Consider the following 21,074-nt stretch of genomic DNA (forward strand, 5'->3'; position numbering starts at 1 on the left):
ATCTTCCACGAAGGGCATCTGGTTGGGGGCATCGGCATTTCTGGCGGCGCATCCGTTCAAGATCATGAGGCCGCTGAGGAAGCACTGCGTAACGCAGGGTTTCTGCAATAGACCGTGCGCTACCCATAAGGCGCCGGCGCGGATGACCGGATCACTTCGATAGCTGCCGCCGAAGCTGTGGTTGCTCAAGCGGCGGTTCAGGGTCGACTGCGGTAGTTCGCCCAGAGGTCATGTTGAACCATGCGGGCTGTTAGCAAACTGCCGGCGTCGGCCATGAAGCGTCATTCGCCCGCACCATTGCGCGGACGGTCAGATGTCGGATCCAACCAGCAAGCGGCCATTCAATTCGCGTGGACGAATCATGCTTAATCGCCATTGCGGTCATCCGCGTAAGCCTCAGTCCGGCATCCCGTTATGGTCGCCGAGTGGTCTAGCGGGCCAGTCCACCCAGCGGTCCTCGCGGGTAAGTTCGTACGCTTCGTTGAGCGGGTAACGAATACGGTTGTCGTCGCGCGGACGTTCGCCGATCACCATCAGCCTGACTTCGTCGTTCGTATTGTTGATGAAGGTGTGGCAGATTCCGGTGCCTGCCGGAAACGCGACGGAGTCGCCTTCAGCAATGGGATGCAGCACGCCGTCGATCCAGACGTCGGGCTTGCCCTCGAGCACGTACACAAACTCCTGCTCGGTACTTTCGGCGTGCGGATATGACGTTCGCCGGCCGGGCAGAAGCCTCACATGATGAATGCCAATACGCGTAATGCCGAGTGCGGCGGAAAGCGGCGCGTCTAGCGCCATTGGCTCGGTATCGCCGCGATAGGAATGCGCATCCGGTTCTTCGAGTTCAGTCCAGTGTTTGATGAAATCTGGTCGGCTCATCGGTTGTTCTCCTCCAGGGCGAACATCGATGATAGCGGTTTAGAAACGGTTTCAAAAAGGCTTTGTAGGGGCTGTTAACCCATAGCACAACCTGTTAACCTCGATCGTCGTGACAACAGGATCGAGGAGTTGGGCAAACCAATCATCGACGACGAACTGTGGGTACTGATCGAGCCACTGCGACCACCAGCGAAGCCACGCCGCTTCAAGTATCCGTGCCGCAAGCCTGTCCGGATTGCGCTGCGCTGACCGGCATCCTGTTCGTGCTGAAGACCGGTATCCGGTGGCGAGATTTGCCGGCAGAGATGGGATGCGGCTCGGGCGTCAGTTGCTGGCGAAGGCTACGCGATTGGCAACAAGCCGGCGTGTGGGATCGATTGCACGCAACGCTTCTGGCGAGGTTGCGAGCGATGGGTCGAACTCAGCCAAACGCAAGCGACCATACCTCTAACAGCCCGGCCCAAGGCGGCCCCACGGTTTTCCTCAAGAATCCCAAAGCACTTGCCGATAGATGATCCTGGTTCATCCAGGAAAGGCCATGCATGTTGCGAGCATGACCATGGCCGAACACGCCCTTCGGAACACAACATGAAGAACATCGTTAGCCGGGCCGTTTTCACATTCGCTGCGTTAGGTCTGAGTGCGTGTGCGCACCCGCCCACACCGCCAGTTTCACCGCCGACCACCGGTAATGCCGCCGCAAAGGCTGCAGAGGCATGGTCCCGCTTGCCGCCCGACGTGCTGGCTGCCTGTCGTGGCGTTTTCATCTCGACGGGCGCGGGCAAATTCAACGAAGCGGTTGAACTGTCAAGACAGTGTCTTGCCTCGCAGGGCCTGACTGTCGAAATGCGGGCAACCATGCAGCAGCAACTCGCGGTGGTCGAAACAATTCTGAAGCAACCTGCCGCGGCATTGGACGCGCAAGAGGCAGGCGTCGCGTTGACGCCGGCGCCGACCGATTTGCAGCTGCTAATGCTCGCGCAACTGTATGTCGCCAATCTTCGCTACAAAGAGGCGCTCGACACGCTCGATCGTATCCAGGCGGCGCACGAGCCGAAACACAATCTGGACACGATACTCGGCACGCCGTACTACGTGGCGCTCGGTCGTGCGCTCGGGGGACTGGGGCGGCATCAGGAAGCGATCGATGCGGCCTCGAAGGGACTTGCGATCCAGTGCGCGTCCGCAGAGGCTTATCGGCTGCGCGCGGTGGAACGGGAGGCTATTGGTGATACAACGGGTGCGCGTGCAGATTATGTGGCGTTCGCGCGCTGGGCTATCGACCCGGCCATCGACGAGCCAACGCGGGCCAAACTGGCCGCGCTGAAGATCGATCCCGCGAGCGAGCGCCGGCATCCGTTTGGCACCGACAACCCGTTGCGCGAACTGTCAGCCCATGCGCTGAGCACGGCACAGCTGTCGCTGAAGACAGCGACAACGCAGCAGCAGAAGGCCACGGCCTATAGCGATATTTCAGCTTACCTCGACAATTCCAATCGGCATCAGGAGGCGCTCAAGGCTATCGACCAGGCTATCGCTCTGGCACCGGACGACATTGCGTTCCGGCAGTCGAGGATCACCACGCTTGTCGGGCTGAACCGGTTAGACGATGCTATCGATCAATCCGCTCCTCTGATCGCCAGGATGCGCGGCGAACTGGAGGGCGCGACGGATAAGAAGAGCGTCTACGGCAGGTATAGCGAGCTGACCATGTCGCTCGCCTGGGCGTACATCCTGAAGCATGACTGGGTCAACGGCATCGAGTTACTTGCGGACAACGCACAAGGTGCGGCGCCATTCGATCAGGACTATCTGGCCTCGACCTACCTGTATGTACGCGCGCGCAGCGGCGGCTCGGCGCCGGTGAATCCGTACTTCGATGAATACATCCGGCGCAATGCACAGCCAATACTGGGCAACTATCGTCGCTGGCTGCTGCTATATATGCAGGGACGCGCGACGATCGACATGGTGTATGCCCAAGCCGTCATGATTCCAGTGCCGGAGATGCTCGAAAACGCGCTCGCGGAGACCTGGTTCATGGCCGCCGCCTACGAACGCTTTGTGAAGCATGACGATGCTGCCGCGCGGGCCTACGTCGGCCGCATCAACGATCTTCAGCCGTATGGGACCAACGAGTGGGGAATGGCGACAAGGGGAGCCGTGTGACAGGAGCGGCTGCTAGACGATTGTTGTCGCTCGTGCTCGTCGTTGGCGCAAGCTGCCCTGCTGTTACGCAGGCGCTGCCATCGGCGCCATTGGGTTCGGCGAATCAGGTATCCGGCACGCCGGCCGCCATGTCGTTCAACGACGCGGCGTCGCCTTGCCTCTTGCTCATGACAGCGCGCAGTGCGTTTTCGCTGGCACCGCTCGGCACGCCTGCGCAGTTGCGCAAGACGTGCGCCGCCGAGTCGGCCAGGGGCAATCCTGCCGCACGCGTGATCTACGGTCAGATGGTCCTGTTTGGATATGCCGCGCCGCCCGACAAATCCGGGCTGGCGATTCTCACTCAAACGGCAGCCGAGGGCGATGCACGCGCCCAACGGCTTATCGGCTCCCTATATCGCGAAGGCTACCGGGTGCCGAAGGATCCGCGCCTTGCGCGTCTGTGGCTTAGTCGCGCGGCGGAAGGCGGCGATGGAAGATCTGCCGAAACGCTCGGCCTGATGGACTACAACGGCGAAGGCGGCTCGGTCGACTTTCCCTCGGCGTATCGCCTGTTCGTCCGTGCCGCCGGATACGGCGACCCGCTTGGTGCGACCAATGCGGGGCGGATGCTGTTGGTCGGCCAACCAGGTGTGCCGCGCGACGAGGCGGGCAGTGTCGCGTGGTTCATCCAGGGTGCGCTGCAGGGCGACGCCGACGCGCAATTTCAGCTCGGCATGGCGCTGCTGCGCGGCAGCGCCATGGTCGCGGATGCGCATGGCGCGGCTGGCTGGCTTGCCGCGGCGGCGGCGCGGAACCAGCGTGAGGCGAAGGCGATGCTGGCCGAACTGTATCTGTCTGGAAAGGGTGTTTCGCCGGATGCTCTGCGCGGCTTTTCGCTGATGACGGAAGCGGCACGCAGTGGCCTGGCCTACGCGCAACGCCGCACGGGCGATCTGTACGCGCAAGGCACAGGTGTCACACGCAACGATGTATTGGCACTTGAATGGCATCGCAAGGCCGCGCTCAACGGCGACACGAATGCCCAGTTCGCGCTGGCCGTGCAATACCGGCAGGGACAAGGTTGTCCTGTCGACTTCGACGCCGCGATTGGCTGGATGCGCGGTGCGGCGCAGGCGGGCCTCGCGGTTGCACAGAACGATCTCGGCACGATGCTGCAGGCCGGCGAAGGGACCCGCCGCGATATCGGAGAGGCACGGCTCTGGTACGAGCGGGCGTCGGAGCAGGGACTCGGCATTGCTTCGTATAACCTCGCGTCGCTGGCCCGCGCCGGGCTCGGCGAGCCGCGTGATCTCGCACGAGCTTACCGGCTCGCCCGACTTGGCGCACAGCGCGGCAACGCGCAGGCGCAAGTGATGCTGGGAGGGATGCTATTTGCGGGGGAGGGCGCGCCAGCGGATAAAGCGGCGGGATTCGCCTGGTATCGCAAGGCTGCCGATGGCGGTGATCGGGAAGCCGAACGCATTGTCGCCATGCTGTATATCAACGGCAATGGCGTGCCGCGCGATGAGAAGCTAGGTGAATCCTATCTGAAACGTGCGGCGATGCATGGTGACGCGCAGGCTCAAACGGCTTTGGCAATATTGTTGCTCAAACGGCCGTCACCGGACGAACAGTCCGCAGCACGGGAGTGGTTGATCAAGGCGGTCGCGCAGCGGTTCGGTCCGGCCTATGCTGCGATGGGCACCTTGTATGCGAAGGGCGAAGGCGCTGCGCCGGATCAGGCGACCGCGCTGCAATGGTTCACACGAGGCGCAGAGTCGAACGACGGGGTCTCGCAGCGCATTCTGTGCCTCGCCTATGCGAACGGTTCAGGTGTCGCCCCTGATGCGGTGAAGGCTCAGCGCTGGTGCACGGCGTCGGCCGGGGCAGGCGATACGCTCGCCATGCGGCAACTGGCGACCGGTTTCGCGACTGACCCGCCTCTGCCCTCGGCGACGCGCGCGTACTGGCAATGGCGGCTCGCGTCGACTGGCGACGCGGCATACGAATTGATGCTCGCAGACTCCTACGATCTGGGGCGCGGTGTCGCCGTAGATTTCGGCGCGGCACTGTACTGGTTTCGACGGGCTGCCGAGCACGGCAATGTGGACGCGCAGTCCGCCCTGGCTTCGCATCTGTTCAGTGGGCTCGGCGGGGAGTCCGACGACCTCGAGGCATTAGAGTGGGCGAGCCGCGCGGCGGCGGCCAGCGCAAGTGCGATGGACCTGACGGGCGAAGCCTACCTCTATGGAAGAGGCGTCGCAAGAAATCCGCAGATCGCCCGGCGTTGGCTGGAGAAGGCTGCGACCGCGGGCTCGGCAGACGCGGCGAATGAACTCGCCAATGTCTACCAGACTGGAAATGGCGTCGCATGCGACGACACGCTCGCCGCTCAGTGGTATCGGAAGGCAGCCGCGCTCGGGTCGCGTCAGGCGGCGATTGCACTTGCACTGCATCAGCAGGATGACGACGGGGCGGTGGCGCTGACTGCGCGAGCCCGATACTGGCTCGCACTCGAAGGCGATCCATCGACGAAGGCTGGAGGACCAACTTCGACGCCACCTGCCGATGCGATGCAGGCAGGCGATCGTCTCGACTTCGACGCGTTGTCGGCATTGAACAAGGCACTCGCCGGAATGCCGTTCGCGCAGATCGAGATGGGTATTCTGTTCTGGCGAGGCGACGGCGTGATGCGGGACAGGGCGCTCGGCGACGCGTGGCTCAGGCGTGCGCAATCCGCCTTTGGGGCGCAACCGGGCTGGCGGTGTTTCGTGCAGCCTGCCCGGATCGTCGAGGCCCGAGTTCGTGCCGGGCTCACGGAAGCGGAGCGGGAACGCGCGGATCTTTTGACGGAAAACCTGCTGATGACCGTTCCTGCAATCAATGTCGCGACGGAGATGAAGTGAGGTCCGTCGGCATCCGGCGAGATTCATTGAGGCGTCGCTAAAGTAAATTCGTGCTCTACCGATAACCAATGGGAACGTTTTTTATCGAAGCGAAAACCGTTGAACCTGCGATTGAAATCGTGGCTGCTGGCCTTCGCATTGAGCGCCGCGTGTGCCGGTATCGTGGCCGGCCTGAATCTGACGCTCGTCGATCCGGGGCATCCTCAGCCGCCCTGGTTGACCCTTCTGCACGTAGCTTGTGCGTTCGCCGGCGCACTGGCCATTACCCGCTTTGTCCAGGGTGCACCAGCAGCACTGCAAGGCCCTACCTCCCGATCCACCATCGCACAAGGCGTCGTCGCCCACAACAGAACAGGTACCGTGAACTTCGTGGTCCCCGGAAAGAGCGCGTTTTTCTCGACGGGCCGCTGCGTCATGATCCTTTGCTTCGTGCTGTGCTTCATGGTGCAGTTCGTGACGGCCGGCAAGCCGGACGACGACACCAGCGGCTCGGACGCCGGCACCGGCCAGCATATGCGCAAGCTGAGCACGTGAGGCCGATTGGAAGGCCGGGCCAGGAGTCGTCGGCGACAGCGCCGGTGGCAAGGCGAGACGTTCGTCGCCGATCCGCGCTTCAAACGCTCGCCGTCTCCTTGCTCGCGTTGGGCATCGTGGCGATCTGCGTCGGCCTCTACAGCTTGATTCAAGCGTTCGACGTCTTCGATATTCCGATCGCGTTCAAGGTGTGGTTCTCGCGCGCCCTCGTCGCGCTGGTGATCGGCGTGATTGCGCTGCGTTTCGGCGGTAGGTGTGTCGAGGCGCTTTAGGGCCGATCTAAACGCGGTTCTTTCAGCCTCGAAAACCCGCGCGAGTCCCACGAATTCCGTCCCCAGGCACAACGCGCGCAGCGCAACTCCGCCCGTCATGGAAAACTGTATAAACATACAGTATAGTATCCCCCTACAGCCAGGGTTCCGGGCGCTTGTCGCGCCGTCCCGGCTGCACCGAACTTGCGCGGTCGCGAGAGCCGGCCGTGAGAGGTGAACCACTCCTTCAGACGGTCGGAAAAATTGTCCTCCAACGACGCAACCCCTGACACCCTCGCTGACACCCCCCAAGGCGGCAACCCGAGCAGCAACAAGACCCAGGGCACGATCCGCATTCGCGGCGCCCGCCAGCACAACCTGAAAAACGTCGACCTCGACGTGCGCACCGGCGAAATGACGGTCGTCACCGGGCCGTCGGGCTCGGGCAAGTCGAGCCTCGTGTTCGACACGCTGTATGCGGAAGGCCAGCGCCGCTACGTCGAAACCTTCAGTGCGTACGCACGCCAGTTCCTCGACCGGATGGATCGGCCGCAGGTCGACCGCGTCGACGGCGTACCGCCCGCCATCGCGATCGACCAGACCAACCCGGTGCGCAGCTCGCGCTCCACGGTCGGCACGATGACCGAGCTCAACGACCATCTGAAGCTGCTGTACGCGCGCGCGGCCGAGCTATTCGACCGCCAGACCGCGCACCCGGTGCGGCACGACACGCCGGAGACGATCTACGCGGAACTGCTCGAACGCACCGCGCAGGAGGAGCCGCGGCTCGTCGTCACGTTCCCGGTCGAGCTCCCGGAGTCGGCGTCCGAGCAGGAGGTCGAGCAGTGGCTGTCGGCGAGCGGCTATACGCGCGTGCAGGCGCAACGGGAAGTCGATTCACCGACCGGCAAGCGCAAGCTGCTCGACGTCGTCGCCGACCGCTTCCGGCTGCGTTCGGTCGATAAAGCGCGCGCGATCGAGGCGATCGAGGCATCGCTGAAGCGCGGCGGCGGGCGCGTCAATATCTACGTGCTGCCGGCCACCTCGGACGAACCGCAAGCCGAAGCCGCCGAGCCGCGCATCTGGCGTTTCTCCACCGGCCTGCATAGCCCGGAAAGCGATCTGCGCTATGCCGATCCGCAGCCCGCGCTGTTCTCGTTCAACTCGGCCTATGGCGCTTGTGATGCCTGCCGCGGCTTCGGCCGCGTGATCGGCGTCGACCTCGGTCTGGTGATTCCAGATGCGCGCAAGACGCTGCGTGAAGGCGCGGTCAAGCCGATGCAGACGCCCGCGTGGAAGGAATGCCAGGACGATCTGATGCGCTACGCGGCGAAAGCCGACATCCGCCGCGACACGCCGTGGGGCGAGCTCAGCGAGCGCGAGCGCAACTGGGTCATCAACGGCTCGCCGGACTGGAACGGCAAGTGGCAGACGCATTGGTACGGCGTCAAACGCTTCTTCGATTATCTGGAATCGAAGGCGTACAAGATGCATATCCGCGTGCTGCTGTCGAAGTACCGCAGCTATACGCCATGCGAAACCTGCGGCGGCGCGCGCCTGAAAACCGAATCGCTGCTGTGGCGTCTCGGCAGCAAGGCGAACGCGAACGACGTGCTCGCGCCCGAGCACCGCTTCATCCCGCGCGGCGTGCAGTGGTCGCGCACCCAGCTCGAAGCGTTGCCGGGTCTCACCGTGCACGATCTGATGCTGATGCCGATCGAGCGCATCCGCCGCTTCTTCGACGACATCACGCTGCCGAGCGCGTTGCTCGACGACGCGCTGAAGCTGCTGCTCGCCGAAGTGCGCACGCGCCTCAAGTATCTCTGCGACGTCGGTCTCGGCTATCTGACGCTCGATCGGCAAAGCCGCACGCTGTCGGGCGGCGAGGTGCAGCGAATCAACCTGACCACCGCGCTCGGCACGTCGCTGACCAAGACGCTGTTCGTGCTCGACGAGCCGAGCATCGGCCTGCATCCGCGCGACCTGAACCGAATCGTCGAGGCGATGCACCGGCTGCGCGACGCGGGCAATACGCTGGTCGTGGTCGAGCATGATCCATCGGTGATGCTCGCGGCGGACCGGCTCATCGATATGGGTCCGGGGCCTGGCGAGCGCGGCGGTTCGATCATTTTCGACGGCGCGCCCGACGCGATCCGCTCGACCGGCACGCTGACCGGTGAGTACCTCGGCGGCCGGCGCCATGTCGCGGATGCCGCGCACTGGTCGCGTCGCGCGGTCGACGCGAGCACGCCGCGCATCGTGCTCGAAGGCGCGAGCGAGCACAACCTGCGTGACGTCACGGTCGAAATTCCATTGCAGCGGCTCGTCTGCGTGACCGGCGTGTCCGGTTCCGGCAAATCGACGCTGCTGCAGGACGTGCTGTATCCGGCGATGGCGCGCCACTTCGGCCTCGCCACCGAAGCGCCGGGCGCGTTCAAGTCGCTTATGGGCGCGGACCAGGTCACCGACGTCGTGTTCGTCGACCAGTCGCCGATCGGCAAGACCGCGCGCTCGAATCCGGCCAGCTATGTCGGCGCGTTCGACGAAATCCGCAAGCTGTTCGCGAAGGCGCCGCTCGCGCAGCAGCGCGGCTACGGCCCAGGCATGTTCAGCTTCAACTCGGGCGACGGCCGCTGCCCGACTTGCGGCGGCTCGGGCTTCGAGCACATCGAAATGCAGTTCCTCTCCGACGTGTACCTGCGCTGCCCCGATTGCGACGGGCGTCGTTATCGCGCGGAGATTCTCGAAGTGAAGATCGAGCGAGGCGAGCCTGCGCGCGCATTGAGTATTGCCGACGTGCTCGAATTGACCGTCAGCGAGGCTGCCGCGTACTTCGCCAAGGACGCCGAAGTACTGCGCGTGCTGCAGCCGATCGTCGACGTCGGGCTCGAATACGTGAAGCTCGGCCAGCCGGTGCCGACGCTGTCGGGCGGCGAGGCGCAGCGGCTCAAGCTCGCGGGCTTTCTCGCGGAATCGGCGCAGGCGCGTAGTACGCGTGGCGCGAAGCAGGCGGTCGCGAAGCGTCTGTTCATGTTCGACGAGCCGACCACGGGCCTGCATTTCGACGACATCGCGAAGCTGATGCAGGCGTTCGGCAAGCTGCTCGCGAGCGGTCATTCGCTGATCGTGATCGAGCACAATCTCGACGTGATCCGCGCGGCCGACTGGATCATCGACCTCGGTCCCGAAGGCGGCGACGGCGGTGGCCGCGTGTTGTGCGCGGGCACGCCGGACGAAGTGAAAGCGTGTGCCGAGTCGCATACCGGCGAGGCGTTGCTGCAATACGACCGCGCGATGGGCATCGCAGCGGAAGCGGGGCCGCAAGGCATCCCGCTGCAGAAGGCACTGAGCGCGGCCCGCGCGCGGCGCGCGATCGAAGGCGAGGACGTGGTGCGCATCGTCAACGCGCGCGAGCACAACCTGAAGGCGCTCGACGTCGACATTCCGCACGGCAAGTTCAACGTGATCACCGGCGTGTCGGGCTCGGGCAAATCCACGCTCGCGTTCGACATCCTGTTCCACGAAGGTCAGCGGCGCTACCTCGAATCGTTGAATGCGTACGCGCGCTCGATCGTACAGCCGGCCGGGCGACCCGAAGTGGACGCGGTGTACGGCATTCCGCCGACGGTCGCGATCGAGCAGCGGCTGTCGCGCGGCGGCCGCAAGAGTACCGTCGCGACCACCTCGGAGGTGTGGCACTTCCTGCGTCTGCTGTACGTGAAGCTCGGCTTGCAGCACTGCGTTCACGACGGCACGCCGGTCACGTCGCAAAGCGCCGAATCGATTGCGGCGCAGTTGCTGCGCGATCACAAGGGCCAGCATGTCGGCTTCCTCGCGCCACTGGTCGTGAACCGCAAGGGCGTCTATACCGACCTCGCGAAATGGGCGAAGGCGCGCGGCAATACGCATCTGCGGGTGGACGGCGAGTTCGTGCCGGTCGATCCGTGGCCGAAGCTTGACCGCTTCCGCGAGCACACGATCGAGCTGCCGGTCGCGGACCTCGTCATCTCGGCCGATCACGAAGCCGAACTGCGCGAAGCGCTCGATCAGACGCTCGAGATCGGCAAAGGCATCATGCATCTGCTCGCGCCGCTCGACGGCCTGCACGACGCGCTCAACGGCGGCAAGTCCACCGCGAAGCTCGGCGACGTGAAGGTGCTGTCGACGAAGCGTGCGTGTCCGGTGTGCGGCACGAGCTACCCCGAGCTCGATCCGCGCATGTTCTCGTACAACAGCAAGCATGGCTGGTGCACGAGCTGCGTCGGCACGGGGCTGTCGCTGACGCGCGAGCAGCGCGCCGCGTACGACGACACGATCGTCGTCGATGACAATCGCGGCCGCGAACAGAGCTTGCCGTCGGAAGAGCAGGAACCGGAAGGGCTCGTCGACGAGCCGTGTCCGGATTGCGCGGGCACGCGTCTGAATCCGGTCGCGCGTGCCGTGACGTTCGACTCGCAGGCGATCGTCGATGTCGCGCAATGGACCGTGTCCGACACCCGCGCATGGATCGATACGCTGCAGATGACGGGCCGCGATGCCGAAATCGCGCGCGACGTGATCAGTGAAATCGGCAGCCGGCTGCAGTTCCTCGAAGAAGTCGGGCTCGGCTATCTGAGCCTCGATCGCGCGGCGCCGAGTTTGTCGGGCGGCGAAGCGCAGCGCATCCGGCTCGCCGCGCAGCTCGGCAGCAACCTGCAGGGCGTGTGCTACGTGCTCGACGAGCCGACCATCGGCCTGCATCCGCGCGACAACCAGATCCTGCTCAACGCGCTGCGCAAGCTCGGCGACAAGGGCAATACGCTCGTCGTCGTCGAGCATGACGAAGATACGATCCGGCGCGCCGATCACATCATCGATATCGGACCGGGCGCGGGCAAGCGCGGCGGCACGCTGATCGCGCAGGGCAGCGTCGCGGACCTGTCCGCGCAGGCCGATTCGCTGACCGGGCGCTTCCTCGCGCAGCCGATCGTGCATCCGCTGCAGCCGCGTCGCGAGGTCGTCGCGCCGGGCAAGCGCGCAGCCGCGGTGCCGGAGAACTGGCTGACCGTGCATGGCGGCAAGTTGCACAACCTGCGTGACGTGTCGGTCGGCATTCCGCTCGCGCGGCTCGTCGCGGTCACGGGCGTCAGCGGCTCGGGCAAGTCGACGCTCGCGCGCGACGTGCTGATGACCAATCTGCTCGATGCGGTCGGGCGCTCGGTGCTGTCGTCGCCGGCCACCCGCCGCGCGCGTGCGGCGGCCGAACAGAAACCTACCGCGAACCGGCGTTCGAGCGTGCTCGCGCGCTCGGCGCCGCGCGCGCCGCTGAACGTCACGCACACGTGGCAGGGCTGCGATTCGGTCACCGGCTGGGAAAGCATCGACCGCGTGCTCGAAGTCGATCAGACGCCGATCGGCAAGACACCGCGGTCGTGTCCCGCCACCTACATCGGCGTGTGGGATGCGATCCGAAAGCTGTTCGCGGGCACGCTGGAGGCGCGCGCGCGCGGCTATACCGCGTCGCGTTTCTCGTTCAATACCGGTGAGGGCCGCTGCCCCGCGTGCGAGGGCCAAGGCGTGCGCACGATCGGCATGAGCTTCCTGCCCGACGTGAAAGTGCCGTGCGATGTCTGTCACGGTCAACGCTTCAATCCGGAGACGCTCGCGGTCACGTGGCGTGGCAAGAACATCGGCGATGTGCTGACGATGGAAATCGACGAAGCGGTCGAGTTCTTCGCGTCGATTACGAACATCGGGCATCCGCTGCAACTGATGAAGGACGTCGGGCTCGGCTATCTGACGCTCGGCCAGCCGTCGCCTACGTTGTCGGGCGGCGAGGCGCAGCGCATCAAGCTCGTCACCGAGTTGAGCAAGGTGCGCGACGACCTCACCCGGCGCGGCCAGAAGCCGCCGCATACGCTATACGTGCTCGACGAGCCGACGGTCGGCCTGCATATGGCGGACGTCGCGAAGCTGATTCGCGTGCTGCATCGGCTCGTGGATGGCGGGCATAGCGTGGTCGTCATCGAGCACGATCTCGATGTGATCGCCGAGGCGGACTGGATCATCGATCTCGGTCCGGAGGGCGGCGTGGGCGGCGGCACGATCGTCGCGGCAACCGATCCGGAAAGCCTGTCGCGCGTGGCCGCGAGTCACACCGGCGCGGCTTTGCGGCCGGTGCTTGCGCGCACGGCCGCTACGGCGACGCTGGCCGGAGAGGGGACCAATGGCTGAGGCAAGCTGACGAGCGGCGGCGCGGCCGTTGCGCGCCGCGCTTTGCGGTCCACAACCGACTGTTTGTGCGCATTCCGGGCGCGCTCATCAGATGCGCCGTTGCAACTCGTCAGGTTGCAACGGCCCGCGCTTCGTCGCGTGTGCGCCACACGTGATTGCTGCACCGCATCCACTCACCAGAGGTGCGCCAAACGCGACGCATCCGCGCGATTAATTCATACGAAAGCGACCGGCGATGTTTCAAAATAGAAACGTTTTTAGAACCCCCGATAAATCAGCATTTGGATATTAATTTCGGACCCAGAACGAGTGCCGCACAAATACCTAATCGGCGCGTGGAATAACTTTACGCTTTGCGAATAAACTACCGAATTGCGCGGACATAATCGGGACCATAAGCAGTTCACGATTGAAACATTTTTGATCCGGCAAGAAACGTACTCGGTAAGGCGGGTTCACTGCGCTTCGCATTATCGGCAACTTTGCCCGAACGGGCGAGAGTGCCGTCCGCAAAGGCTTTGCGGTAAGATATCCCCACGCTGCGCGCTCAGCCTTGCATAGTTGCCGGCCCTGTCGGCCGCTCATATCAATCGCTCAATAACCGCTTTTCGTCAGACATGGGTAGTCGTGATGAAATCTCCTTTTCAAATTTACTATAGCGATCCATTCCGCTAACATCACGCTTAATCCTTTATGCGGCGTTAGTCCGTTTTCCCGCCGTAATAACGCATTCTCTCGTTCCGTCTGCTGACGGGGCAAATCGGGGTCCACAACGTATGCCCGTTTGGGGAAAGATCATGCCGCACATGCACCTTGATACAACGAGAATTACGTGGCTTCACACGCCTGCGTTGAACGTCCGTACTGCAGCGCGGCGAATCGGCATACTGCTGTTCGACGGCTTCTGGCTGCTCGGCCCCGGTACCGTCGTGGAAATGTTCCAGACCGCCAACGAGTTCGCGGGCACGCGTGCAGGCGAAGATCCGCCCTACGAAGTGCAGTTCCTGTCGATGGAAGGCGGCAATGTCGCCAGTTCGTCGTCGGCGCGCATCTGGACTGATCGCATCGACACGCGCTTTGGCGGCGGTTTCGACGTGCTGTTCATTGCGGGCGGCTACGGCGCCCACGTGGCCGCACGCGACGAACGCCTGCTGAACTGGCTGCGCGCCGTGCAATCGCGCACCCGCGCGATCGAAACGATCGGCGAGGGACGCCTCGTGCTCGAAGCGGCCGGCCCGACCGAGCATGATGGCCTGATGAGCCGCTACCCGGGCGCGAGCGCGAGCGAAGGCGCGTTCAGCGCGGCCAACGACCGTCATGACTGCGCGCGCAGCGCGCTGATGTTCATCAAGCGCGACCTGGGCGCGGAGCTCGCACGCAGCGTCGCCGATCGCGTGATGCCCGGCATGGCCTCGACGTGGGTGCCGCTGCCGGCCGAGGGCGGCACGCTGAGCGTCGCCGAAAAGATTCGCGCGGCCGCGCGCTGGATGGAGGCGAACTGCGACCGTCCGGTCTCGGTCGCCGATGCCGCGCAGGTCGCCGCAATGAGCGAGCGCAATTTCCTGCGCCGTTTCAAGCACGAGATGCAGGTGACGCCGTCGGACTACCTGCTGCAGGTGCGGCTGCGCATCGCGTGCAACTTCCTGACCGAGACCGAATTGCCGGTCGACAAGATCGCGCGTCGCAGCGGCACCGGCAACGGGGACCGTCTCGCGAAAATCTTCCGCAAGCGCATGGCTTTGTCTCCAACCGAGTATCGCGCCCGAAGCCGGGCGGCCACTGAGGCGTAGCATGTATCTATAGCGTGCGATATCGCGCCCGCGCCGCGGGCGCGCCTCGTCTGTTGGACGCGGTCGTGAAAGCGGCCGTATGTTCGCTGGCCAGCCTTTTTACGAGCACAGTGGCGATGGGCAACAGGGTCATGGCGACGGCATTGCCGGAGGTGAAACTCATCGAGCCGGAAGTGTTCATCGACGAATACGGCTTCTGCTTCGAGAGTTTCAGCGCGGACGAGTTTTCGGACGACGTCGCGCAGGGTTTCAACTTCGTGCAAGACCGCCATCTGCGCGCCGTGCATGGCGTGCTGCGCGGCTTGCACTACCAGGTGCAGCGTCCGCAGGGACGGCTGCTGCGCGTCGTGCGCGGCGAGATCTTCGACGTCGCGGTCGACGTGCGCCTGAACTCACCGAACTTCGGCAAATGGAGCGGCGAGTATGTGAGCGAAGAGAACCACCGGCAAATGTGGGTGCCGCCCGGTTTCGCGCACGGCTTCGTCGTGCTGTCCGATGTCGCCGAGTGCGTGTGGAAGACCACCGAGTACTGGTTTCCCGAACTTGAACGCTGCCTGCTGTGGTCCGATCCCGACATCGGCATCGACTGGCCGATCGACTTTCAGCCCATTCTCGGCAGCAAGGATGCGGGGGGGCGCCGTCTGTACGAAGCCGAAAACATCTCGTGAACGACTTGTGATCGACCTGGGTTTTTACGACATTTTTTCTTGAGAGGCTCAAGGGCCGACCCTACACTTCGGGCATCCAGTCAGTACGAGGTGCTCAACGTGAAGCGTCGCGCAAGCCGTCCGCAATCCGTTCCGGTCCGCTATGCATGTGGTGGTGCCGGCCACATCGAACTCAGGCGCTTCGACGCATCGTGCGATTCGTTCGTTGCGTTGACGGCGCTGCTGCATCGCGCGTTCGCGCCGCTCGGCGCGCAGGGGCTCAATTGCACGTGCGTGGATCAGACCATCGAGACAACCCGCGAACGTGTGCTGCGCGGCGATTGCCATGTCGCGGTATGCGACGGCCAGATCGTCGGCACGATGACGCTTTATGCTTCGGATGGCGAAGCATCATGCGAGCTCTACCGGCACGACGATGTCGCGAGCTTGCGCCAGTTCGCGGTCGATCCCGCGTGGCAGGGGCGAGGCATCGGCACGCTGCTGATCGCGTTCGCCGAGCACTGGGCCGCGACACGCGGCTATGCGCAACTCGCACTCGATACACCGCAACCGGCCACACAACAGATCGCGTTCTATCGCGGGCAGGGGTTTCGCATCGTCGATTTCATGCGCTTCGCGGACAAGTGCTACGACAGCGCGATTCTGAGCAAGCCGCCGGTTGCGATGCGCACGCTCGCGAACTGGTCGCGGCGTTTGCATGCGACGCCGCGGATCGCGCATGCGGCCTGAAGCGTAGCCGCAGACGTCCGCGGCATACGGAGAAAAGCAGTGGAAAAGCAGCGCAAGAAAAGCGCACGAGAAGCGGAAGAAAAACGGGGAGTGGAAGCGCCCGATGCTTCGGCAACTATTGCAATATGCTGCGGCAAGTATTGCAACGGCGGCAACGGCGGCAGCGGCGACCGCAGCGGTGCAATCCTGAACGCGGCCCCAACGCAGCGTCGCCGGTTCGCATCGGGCGAGGGGTGAATTCACCGAACGCTGTATGCAGCCGTCAGCGTCGGATCACGCCCATCAGCAGGGTGACGAGGAAGATCACCAGGAAGATGAAGAACAACACCTTGGCGATTTCAGTTGCGCCCGCGGCAATGCCTCCAAAGCCGAACACTGCGGCGATGATGGCGATGATGAAGAAAATCACAGCGTATCGAAGCATGGTGCCTCCACCGGTGGATTGTTGAAATGACGTTTGAACGGCGCCCCGTTGCGTACGTCACGCGGCTTCACGGGTGAGATGCCGGCGAGCGGAATTCAGCAATACATGTGCCATCGTTTCATTGACGCCAACGTTTGCGTGACGAATCTTTCGCGGCGCGCGAAATTACCGTCGAGTCGGCGCTAACGTTTGCATTCCCTCCCGCCAGGCGCGCCAGGTGCCAACCATGCTGCGGACTGCGTAAAGCCCGTCGCGGGTCATCCACGCAGCCAGTGATACGCCAGCGGCCCGCACAACACGCCCCACGTCAGCACACACATCAGCAGTGCAATGGTTACGGCCGCGCTGCCGCAGTCCTTCGCGCGTTTCGACAACTCATGCCGCTCGAACGAGATCCGGTCGATGGCAGCCTCGATCGCCGAATTCAATAGCTCCACCAACAGCACGAGCAGCACTGAGCCGATCAGCAGCACGCGCGCGATGGCGTCGACCGGCATCAGGAACGCGGCCGGCACGAGGATCGCCGCGAGCGCGGCTTCCTGACGGAACGCGCTTTCCGCCCGCAATGTCGCGACGATGCCAGCGTACGAATGCCGCAACGCGAACAGCCCGCGCAGCGGACCGCTGCGCTTTGCGGGCGGCGCGATGGTCTGGTGAGCGGGGGAGTCGGCCGGATCAGACATGTTTCGGGATGATGGTTGATGTGCAGCAAATGACCGTCGATGTTACAAGATGTCGATCAGGTTGCAAATTGTGATATCTTTGCGCCGCCCAACAGCGGCAGGCACCTGGCACCTTCTCGCCTGACCGACCGGCTTCGGAAAAAATGAAAGGAACGCGTAATCGGTTAGGGCTGCTGCCGATCGCGCTCGAATCTCAAATGTTGGTCACTCCCGTTGCTCGTTCCGCTCAAGGTTTCGCCGGATTTTCCGTATACGAGGAATGGTGCGCCGCGTGTTTCTCCTGTGCGCGCCCGGCAGTCCGTTTTCCCACTTCGCGCGTTCGCGCGGCAGACCGGATTCGCACCGTGAGCGGCTCACTCGGGCGCGCACGGTCGAGGTCCAACAAGCTGAGCTGTTCATGAAACCAGTTGTGTCGTTGTGCGTTTCGCTGACCGCCGTTGTCGGCGCGTTGTATGCCGTCGCGTCGGGCGCCGCGCCATCGGTGCCTGTCGTCGCCGCCGCGGCGAATCCGCCGGCCGCGCTCACTGTCGCGAGCGCGAGTGCCGCACAGGCCAGCCCCAGCGCCAACTACCTCGACAACGTTGCCAGCGTCCCGACACCCGCATCCGGCTCCAGCACATCGCGCGTTTCATTCGCGACCCTCGGCGCGTATCAGCCGCTGACGCTGCGTGGTGTCGAAGACGCGCGCACCGTCAATCTCGGCGTGCGGCTCGATCGCGTGGTCACGGCCGCGCGACTGCGCTTGCGCTACACGTATTCGCCATCGCTGGTGTTCGCGATGTCGCATCTGAAGGTGTCGGTCAACAACGAAGTGATCGCGACCGTGCCGTTCGATCGCGAGCACGCCGGCAAGCTCGTCACCCAGGACATCCCGCTCGATCCGCGCTTCCTGACCGACTACAACCAGATCGGTCTGCGACTGATCGCGCATTACACGCTCGAGCATTGCGAAGACCCCGAAAACTCGGCGCTGTGGGCCGACGTGAGTCCGTCGAGCGAATTCATCGTCGATACCGCGCCGATCCATTTGCCTGACGATCTCGCGCTGCTGCCCGCGCCGTTCTTCGATCACCGCGACGCGAACCGGCTGCGTCTGCCGTTCGTGCTGCCGGCCGCCGCCGACAACGCGACGCTGCGCAGCGCGGGCGTACTCGCTTCGTGGTTCGGTGCGCAGGCCGATTACCGGCAGGCGCGCTTTCCGGCGCTGTCGACGTTGCCCACGGACTCGCACGCGGTCGTCGTCGCGCGCAGTGAGCAGTTGCCCGCCGGCCTCACGCTGCCGCCGATCAACGGTCCGATGCTGATCGTCGCCGACAATCCCGTCGCGCCCGACCGCAAGCTGCTGATCGTGACCGGCCGCAGCGCCGCCGAAGTCGATGAAGCGAGCACCGCGCTGGTGCTCGGCACGACCGCGCTCGCGGGTCCCGCGGTGCGCATCACGCAGCTCGCCGCTGGCGCACCGAGGAAGCCCTACGACGCGCCGCGCTGGCTGCCGGTCGACCGGCCCGTCTCGTTCAAGGAACTGATCGACGATCCGTCGCAACTGCAGGTGCGCGGCAGCACGCCCGACGCGATCCGCTTGAACCTGCGCGTGCCCGCCGATTTGTACTCGTGGAACGGCGCGGGCGTGCCGCTGAATCTGAAGTACCGCTACACGGCGCCGACCGTGCAGAACAACTCGGCGCTCGCGGTGCAGATCAACGATCAGCTGGTCAAGTCGTACCGGCTCGCGCTCGCGACCGCCGACGACGCGCAAGGCCGCCTGCAATTGCCGGTGCTGTCGAACAACGCCAACCGTGCGACGAGCGCGCTCGACATTCCGGCATTCCGGGTCGGCAGCTCGAACCAGTTGCAGCTGCGCTTCAATCTCGATTCGCAGAAAACGGGGCTCTGTCAGGGCGTCGCGACGAACCCGGTGCAGGCCGCGGTCGATCCCGACTCGACGATCGACTTCTCGGATTTCGTCCACTACGCACGGATGCCGAACCTCGCGTTCTTCGCGAACAGCGGCTTTCCGTTCACGCGCTACGCGGACCTGTCGCAAACGGCCGTCGTGATTCCCGAGCATCCCGCGCCGCAGGAACTGGAAAGCCTGCTGACGATGCTCGGCCACATGGGGCAATGGACCGGCTATCCGGCGCTGCGCGTGCAGGTCGCGCGGCCGCGCGAGCTCGCGCAGCTGAGCGGCAAGGATCTGCTGGTGATCGGCGGCAACGGTTCGGCGCCGTGGCTCGCGCGCTGGCCGAATGCGTTGCCGCTGACGATCGGCGCCCAGTCGGTCGACGCCGCTGCGTCGGGCGCCGCTGCGTCGAGCCCGCTCGCACGCGCCTCGTTCGCGGTCGACGAGCAGTGGCACAGCACCGCCCGGCGCGACGGCGCCGCGCACAGCGACGTGCACAGCGACGTGCATCGGCCGGACGGTGGCGCGCGCATCGAACGCGACGGACCGCTGGCCGCGCTGATGGGCTTCGAATTGCCGGGCAGCCACGGACGCAGCGTCGTCGCACTGAGCGCCACCGATCAGCAGCAGTTGTCGCAACTGCTCGACATGCTCGAAAAGCCGGACCGCGTCGCGCAATTGCAGGGCGACGTCGCTTTGCTGCGCGATGGCAAGGTGGACAGCATGCGCGTCGGCGACACCTATCTGGTCGGCTATGTGCCCTGGTATGCGCGGCTGTGGAGCAAGGCGATCCAGCATCCGGTGCTGCTCGGCGTGCTCGGCGCGCTCGCCGGTTTGCTGCTCGCGATCGGCGCGTTCACCGCGTTGCAGGAACTGGCCGCGCGGCGCCGGGGAGTCTGATCGATGAGTCAGTCGAAGGGCGGGGCGCTGTGGCGGGCAGCGCGCGACGGGGTGGGCGTTGAAACTGGCGCGGGCCTGCGCGCGAAGTCTACGAGCAGGCCCGAGCGAACAACGGCGGCCGTTTCAGCAACGGTGCTGGCCACGATGCTGACGCTTGCGAGCAGCCTCAACGCGTTCGCCACGCAAGCGCCGCAGCCCAGCGGCACCGACATCACCGCATGCACCGCAGCGCCCTGGCCGCGCTGGCAGCAATTCAAGCGCGATTTCCTTTCCGCCGATGGCCGCGTGATCGACGTCGGTTCGTCCGACGAGCGCACGGTGTCGGAGGGCCAATCTTATGCACTGTTTTTCGCGCTCGTCGCGAACGACCGCCCGGCCTTCGACACGATCCTGCGCTGGACCGAGCAGCATCTCGCGCAAGGCGATCTGACCGCGCGTCTGCCTGCATGGCTGTGGGGCCGCTCGTCCGACGGCAACTGGGCCGTGCTCGACGCGAATGCGTCGTCGGATGCCGACCTGTGGATCGCCTATGCGCTGCTCGAAGCGGGCGACGCGTGGCGCGAGCGCAGCTACACGGCGCGCGGCGCGGTGCTCGCCCGCCGCGTGCTCGACGAGGAAACGGCCAACGCGCCGGGGCTCGGCTTGACCTTGCTGCCGGGCCCGGTCGGCTTTCATCCGGAACCGGACGTGTGGCGCGTCAATCCGAGCTACATGCCGCCGCAGCTGCTGCGCGGCCTCGCTACGCGGCTGCCCGACGATCCGCGCTGGCCGCGTTTGCTCGCGAGCACGCGCCGCATCCTGATCGATACCGCGCCGCAGGGCTTCTCGCCGGATTGGGCGTTGTACCGCGCGAACCGCGGCTTCGCACCCGACGCCGAGACCCACGCCGAGAGCGCCTATAACGCGATTCGCGTGTACCTGTGGGCCGGCATGCTCGACCGGCGCGTTCCGCTCACGCCGGCGCGGCTCGCGCGCGTCGCGCCGTTTGCGGACTTCATCGCCGCGCACGGCGCGCCGCCCGAGATAGTCGACGCGACCAGTGGCCGTGC

15 protein-coding genes and 1 pseudogene are annotated in these 21,074 nt (G+C 64.8%); 13 read left to right on the top strand and 3 right to left on the bottom strand.

Annotated elements, in window-relative coordinates; all coding sequences use genetic code 11:
- The gene (locus AB3X89_RS36580) at positions 1 to 111 is read left to right on the top strand and encodes a heme-binding protein (RefSeq protein ID WP_368587583.1); all 111 of its coding nucleotides are present in this window, start codon (positions 1 to 3) and stop codon (positions 109 to 111) included.
- 285 nt (positions 112 to 396) lie between these two features.
- Here the strand turns inward: AB3X89_RS36580 and AB3X89_RS36585 are convergent, their stop codons facing one another.
- Positions 397 to 879 (bottom strand): cupin domain-containing protein, encoded by a 483-nt coding sequence (locus AB3X89_RS36585; RefSeq protein ID WP_368587572.1) that lies wholly within the window; start codon positions 877 to 879, stop codon positions 397 to 399.
- Between the two features lie 129 nt (positions 880 to 1,008).
- Between AB3X89_RS36585 and AB3X89_RS36590 the strand changes: the two are divergent.
- The 10 genes and pseudogenes from AB3X89_RS36590 to AB3X89_RS36635 form a co-directional block, all read left to right on the top strand.
- A pseudogene (locus AB3X89_RS36590) lies at positions 1,009 to 1,289 on the top strand (transposase); the annotation flags it as partial.
- 316 nt (positions 1,290 to 1,605) lie between these two features.
- A complete protein-coding gene (locus AB3X89_RS36595) occupies positions 1,606 to 3,048 on the top strand; it encodes a hypothetical protein (RefSeq protein ID WP_368587573.1) in 1,443 nt (480 codons plus the stop codon).
- Positions 3,049 to 3,215: 167 nt separating this feature from the next.
- Entirely contained in the window at positions 3,216 to 5,933 is a 2,718-nt protein-coding gene (locus tag AB3X89_RS36600) for a tetratricopeptide repeat protein (RefSeq protein ID WP_368587574.1), read from the top strand.
- A 99-nt stretch (positions 5,934 to 6,032) separates the two neighbouring features.
- Positions 6,033 to 6,467: a hypothetical protein gene (locus AB3X89_RS36605; RefSeq protein WP_368587575.1), complete on the top strand. Its 435-nt coding sequence runs from the start codon at positions 6,033 to 6,035 to the stop codon at positions 6,465 to 6,467.
- A 116-nt stretch (positions 6,468 to 6,583) separates the two neighbouring features.
- Positions 6,584 to 6,739: a hypothetical protein gene (locus AB3X89_RS36610; protein ID WP_368587576.1), complete on the top strand. Its 156-nt coding sequence runs from the start codon at positions 6,584 to 6,586 to the stop codon at positions 6,737 to 6,739.
- 327 nt (positions 6,740 to 7,066) lie between these two features.
- Entirely contained in the window at positions 7,067 to 12,931 is a 5,865-nt protein-coding gene (gene uvrA / locus AB3X89_RS36615) for an excinuclease ABC subunit UvrA (protein ID WP_368587584.1), read from the top strand.
- Between the two features lie 797 nt (positions 12,932 to 13,728).
- Positions 13,729 to 14,721, top strand: a complete 993-nt coding sequence (locus AB3X89_RS36620) for a GlxA family transcriptional regulator (protein ID WP_176123405.1) — start codon at positions 13,729 to 13,731, stop codon at positions 14,719 to 14,721.
- Positions 14,722 to 14,837: 116 nt separating this feature from the next.
- Positions 14,838 to 15,389 (top strand): dTDP-4-dehydrorhamnose 3,5-epimerase, encoded by a 552-nt coding sequence (rfbC, locus tag AB3X89_RS36625; protein ID WP_368587577.1) that lies wholly within the window; start codon positions 14,838 to 14,840, stop codon positions 15,387 to 15,389.
- A gap of 99 nt (positions 15,390 to 15,488) precedes the next feature.
- The gene (locus AB3X89_RS36630; RefSeq protein WP_368587578.1) at positions 15,489 to 16,118 is read left to right on the top strand and encodes a GNAT family N-acetyltransferase; all 630 of its coding nucleotides are present in this window, start codon (positions 15,489 to 15,491) and stop codon (positions 16,116 to 16,118) included.
- 39 nt (positions 16,119 to 16,157) lie between these two features.
- A complete protein-coding gene (locus AB3X89_RS36635) occupies positions 16,158 to 16,355 on the top strand; it encodes a hypothetical protein (RefSeq protein ID WP_368587579.1) in 198 nt (65 codons plus the stop codon).
- Positions 16,356 to 16,380: 25 nt separating this feature from the next.
- Here AB3X89_RS36635 and AB3X89_RS36640 read toward each other — a convergent pair whose 3' ends face one another.
- Positions 16,381 to 16,542, bottom strand: a complete 162-nt coding sequence (locus AB3X89_RS36640) for a DUF1328 domain-containing protein (protein WP_013089029.1) — start codon at positions 16,540 to 16,542, stop codon at positions 16,381 to 16,383.
- Between the two features lie 257 nt (positions 16,543 to 16,799).
- Entirely contained in the window at positions 16,800 to 17,225 is a 426-nt protein-coding gene (locus tag AB3X89_RS36645; protein WP_368587580.1) for a diacylglycerol kinase, read from the bottom strand.
- 397 nt (positions 17,226 to 17,622) lie between these two features.
- Between AB3X89_RS36645 and bcsB the strand changes: the two genes are divergently transcribed.
- Positions 17,623 to 20,025: a cellulose biosynthesis cyclic di-GMP-binding regulatory protein BcsB gene (bcsB, locus tag AB3X89_RS36650; RefSeq protein WP_368587581.1), complete on the top strand. Its 2,403-nt coding sequence runs from the start codon at positions 17,623 to 17,625 to the stop codon at positions 20,023 to 20,025.
- Positions 20,026 to 20,028: 3 nt separating this feature from the next.
- On the top strand, positions 20,029 to 21,074 hold a 1,046-nt coding region (gene bcsZ, locus AB3X89_RS36655; protein WP_368587582.1), incomplete at its 3' end, for a cellulose synthase complex periplasmic endoglucanase BcsZ.

Origin of the sequence: Paraburkholderia sp. BR14320, from assembly GCF_040948665.1 — a bacterium.
GTDB lineage: Bacteria > Pseudomonadota > Gammaproteobacteria > Burkholderiales > Burkholderiaceae > Paraburkholderia > Paraburkholderia youngii.

Excerpts from the sequence above, each read along its gene's own strand:
- AB3X89_RS36585 (WP_368587572.1), bottom strand. The coding sequence starts at position 879 with ATGAGCCGACCAGATTTCATCAAACACTGGACTGAACTCGAAGAACCG.
- AB3X89_RS36600 (WP_368587574.1), top strand. The coding sequence starts at position 3,216 with ATGACAGCGCGCAGTGCGTTTTCGCTGGCACCGCTCGGCACGCCTGCG.
- AB3X89_RS36620 (WP_176123405.1), top strand. The coding sequence starts at position 13,729 with ATGCCGCACATGCACCTTGATACAACGAGAATTACGTGGCTTCACACG.
- rfbC (WP_368587577.1), top strand. The coding sequence starts at position 14,838 with ATGGGCAACAGGGTCATGGCGACGGCATTGCCGGAGGTGAAACTCATC.
- AB3X89_RS36640 (WP_013089029.1), bottom strand. The coding sequence starts at position 16,542 with ATGCTTCGATACGCTGTGATTTTCTTCATCATCGCCATCATCGCCGCA.
- AB3X89_RS36645 (WP_368587580.1), bottom strand. The coding sequence starts at position 17,225 with ATGTCTGATCCGGCCGACTCCCCCGCTCACCAGACCATCGCGCCGCCC.
- bcsB (WP_368587581.1), top strand. The coding sequence starts at position 17,623 with ATGAAACCAGTTGTGTCGTTGTGCGTTTCGCTGACCGCCGTTGTCGGC.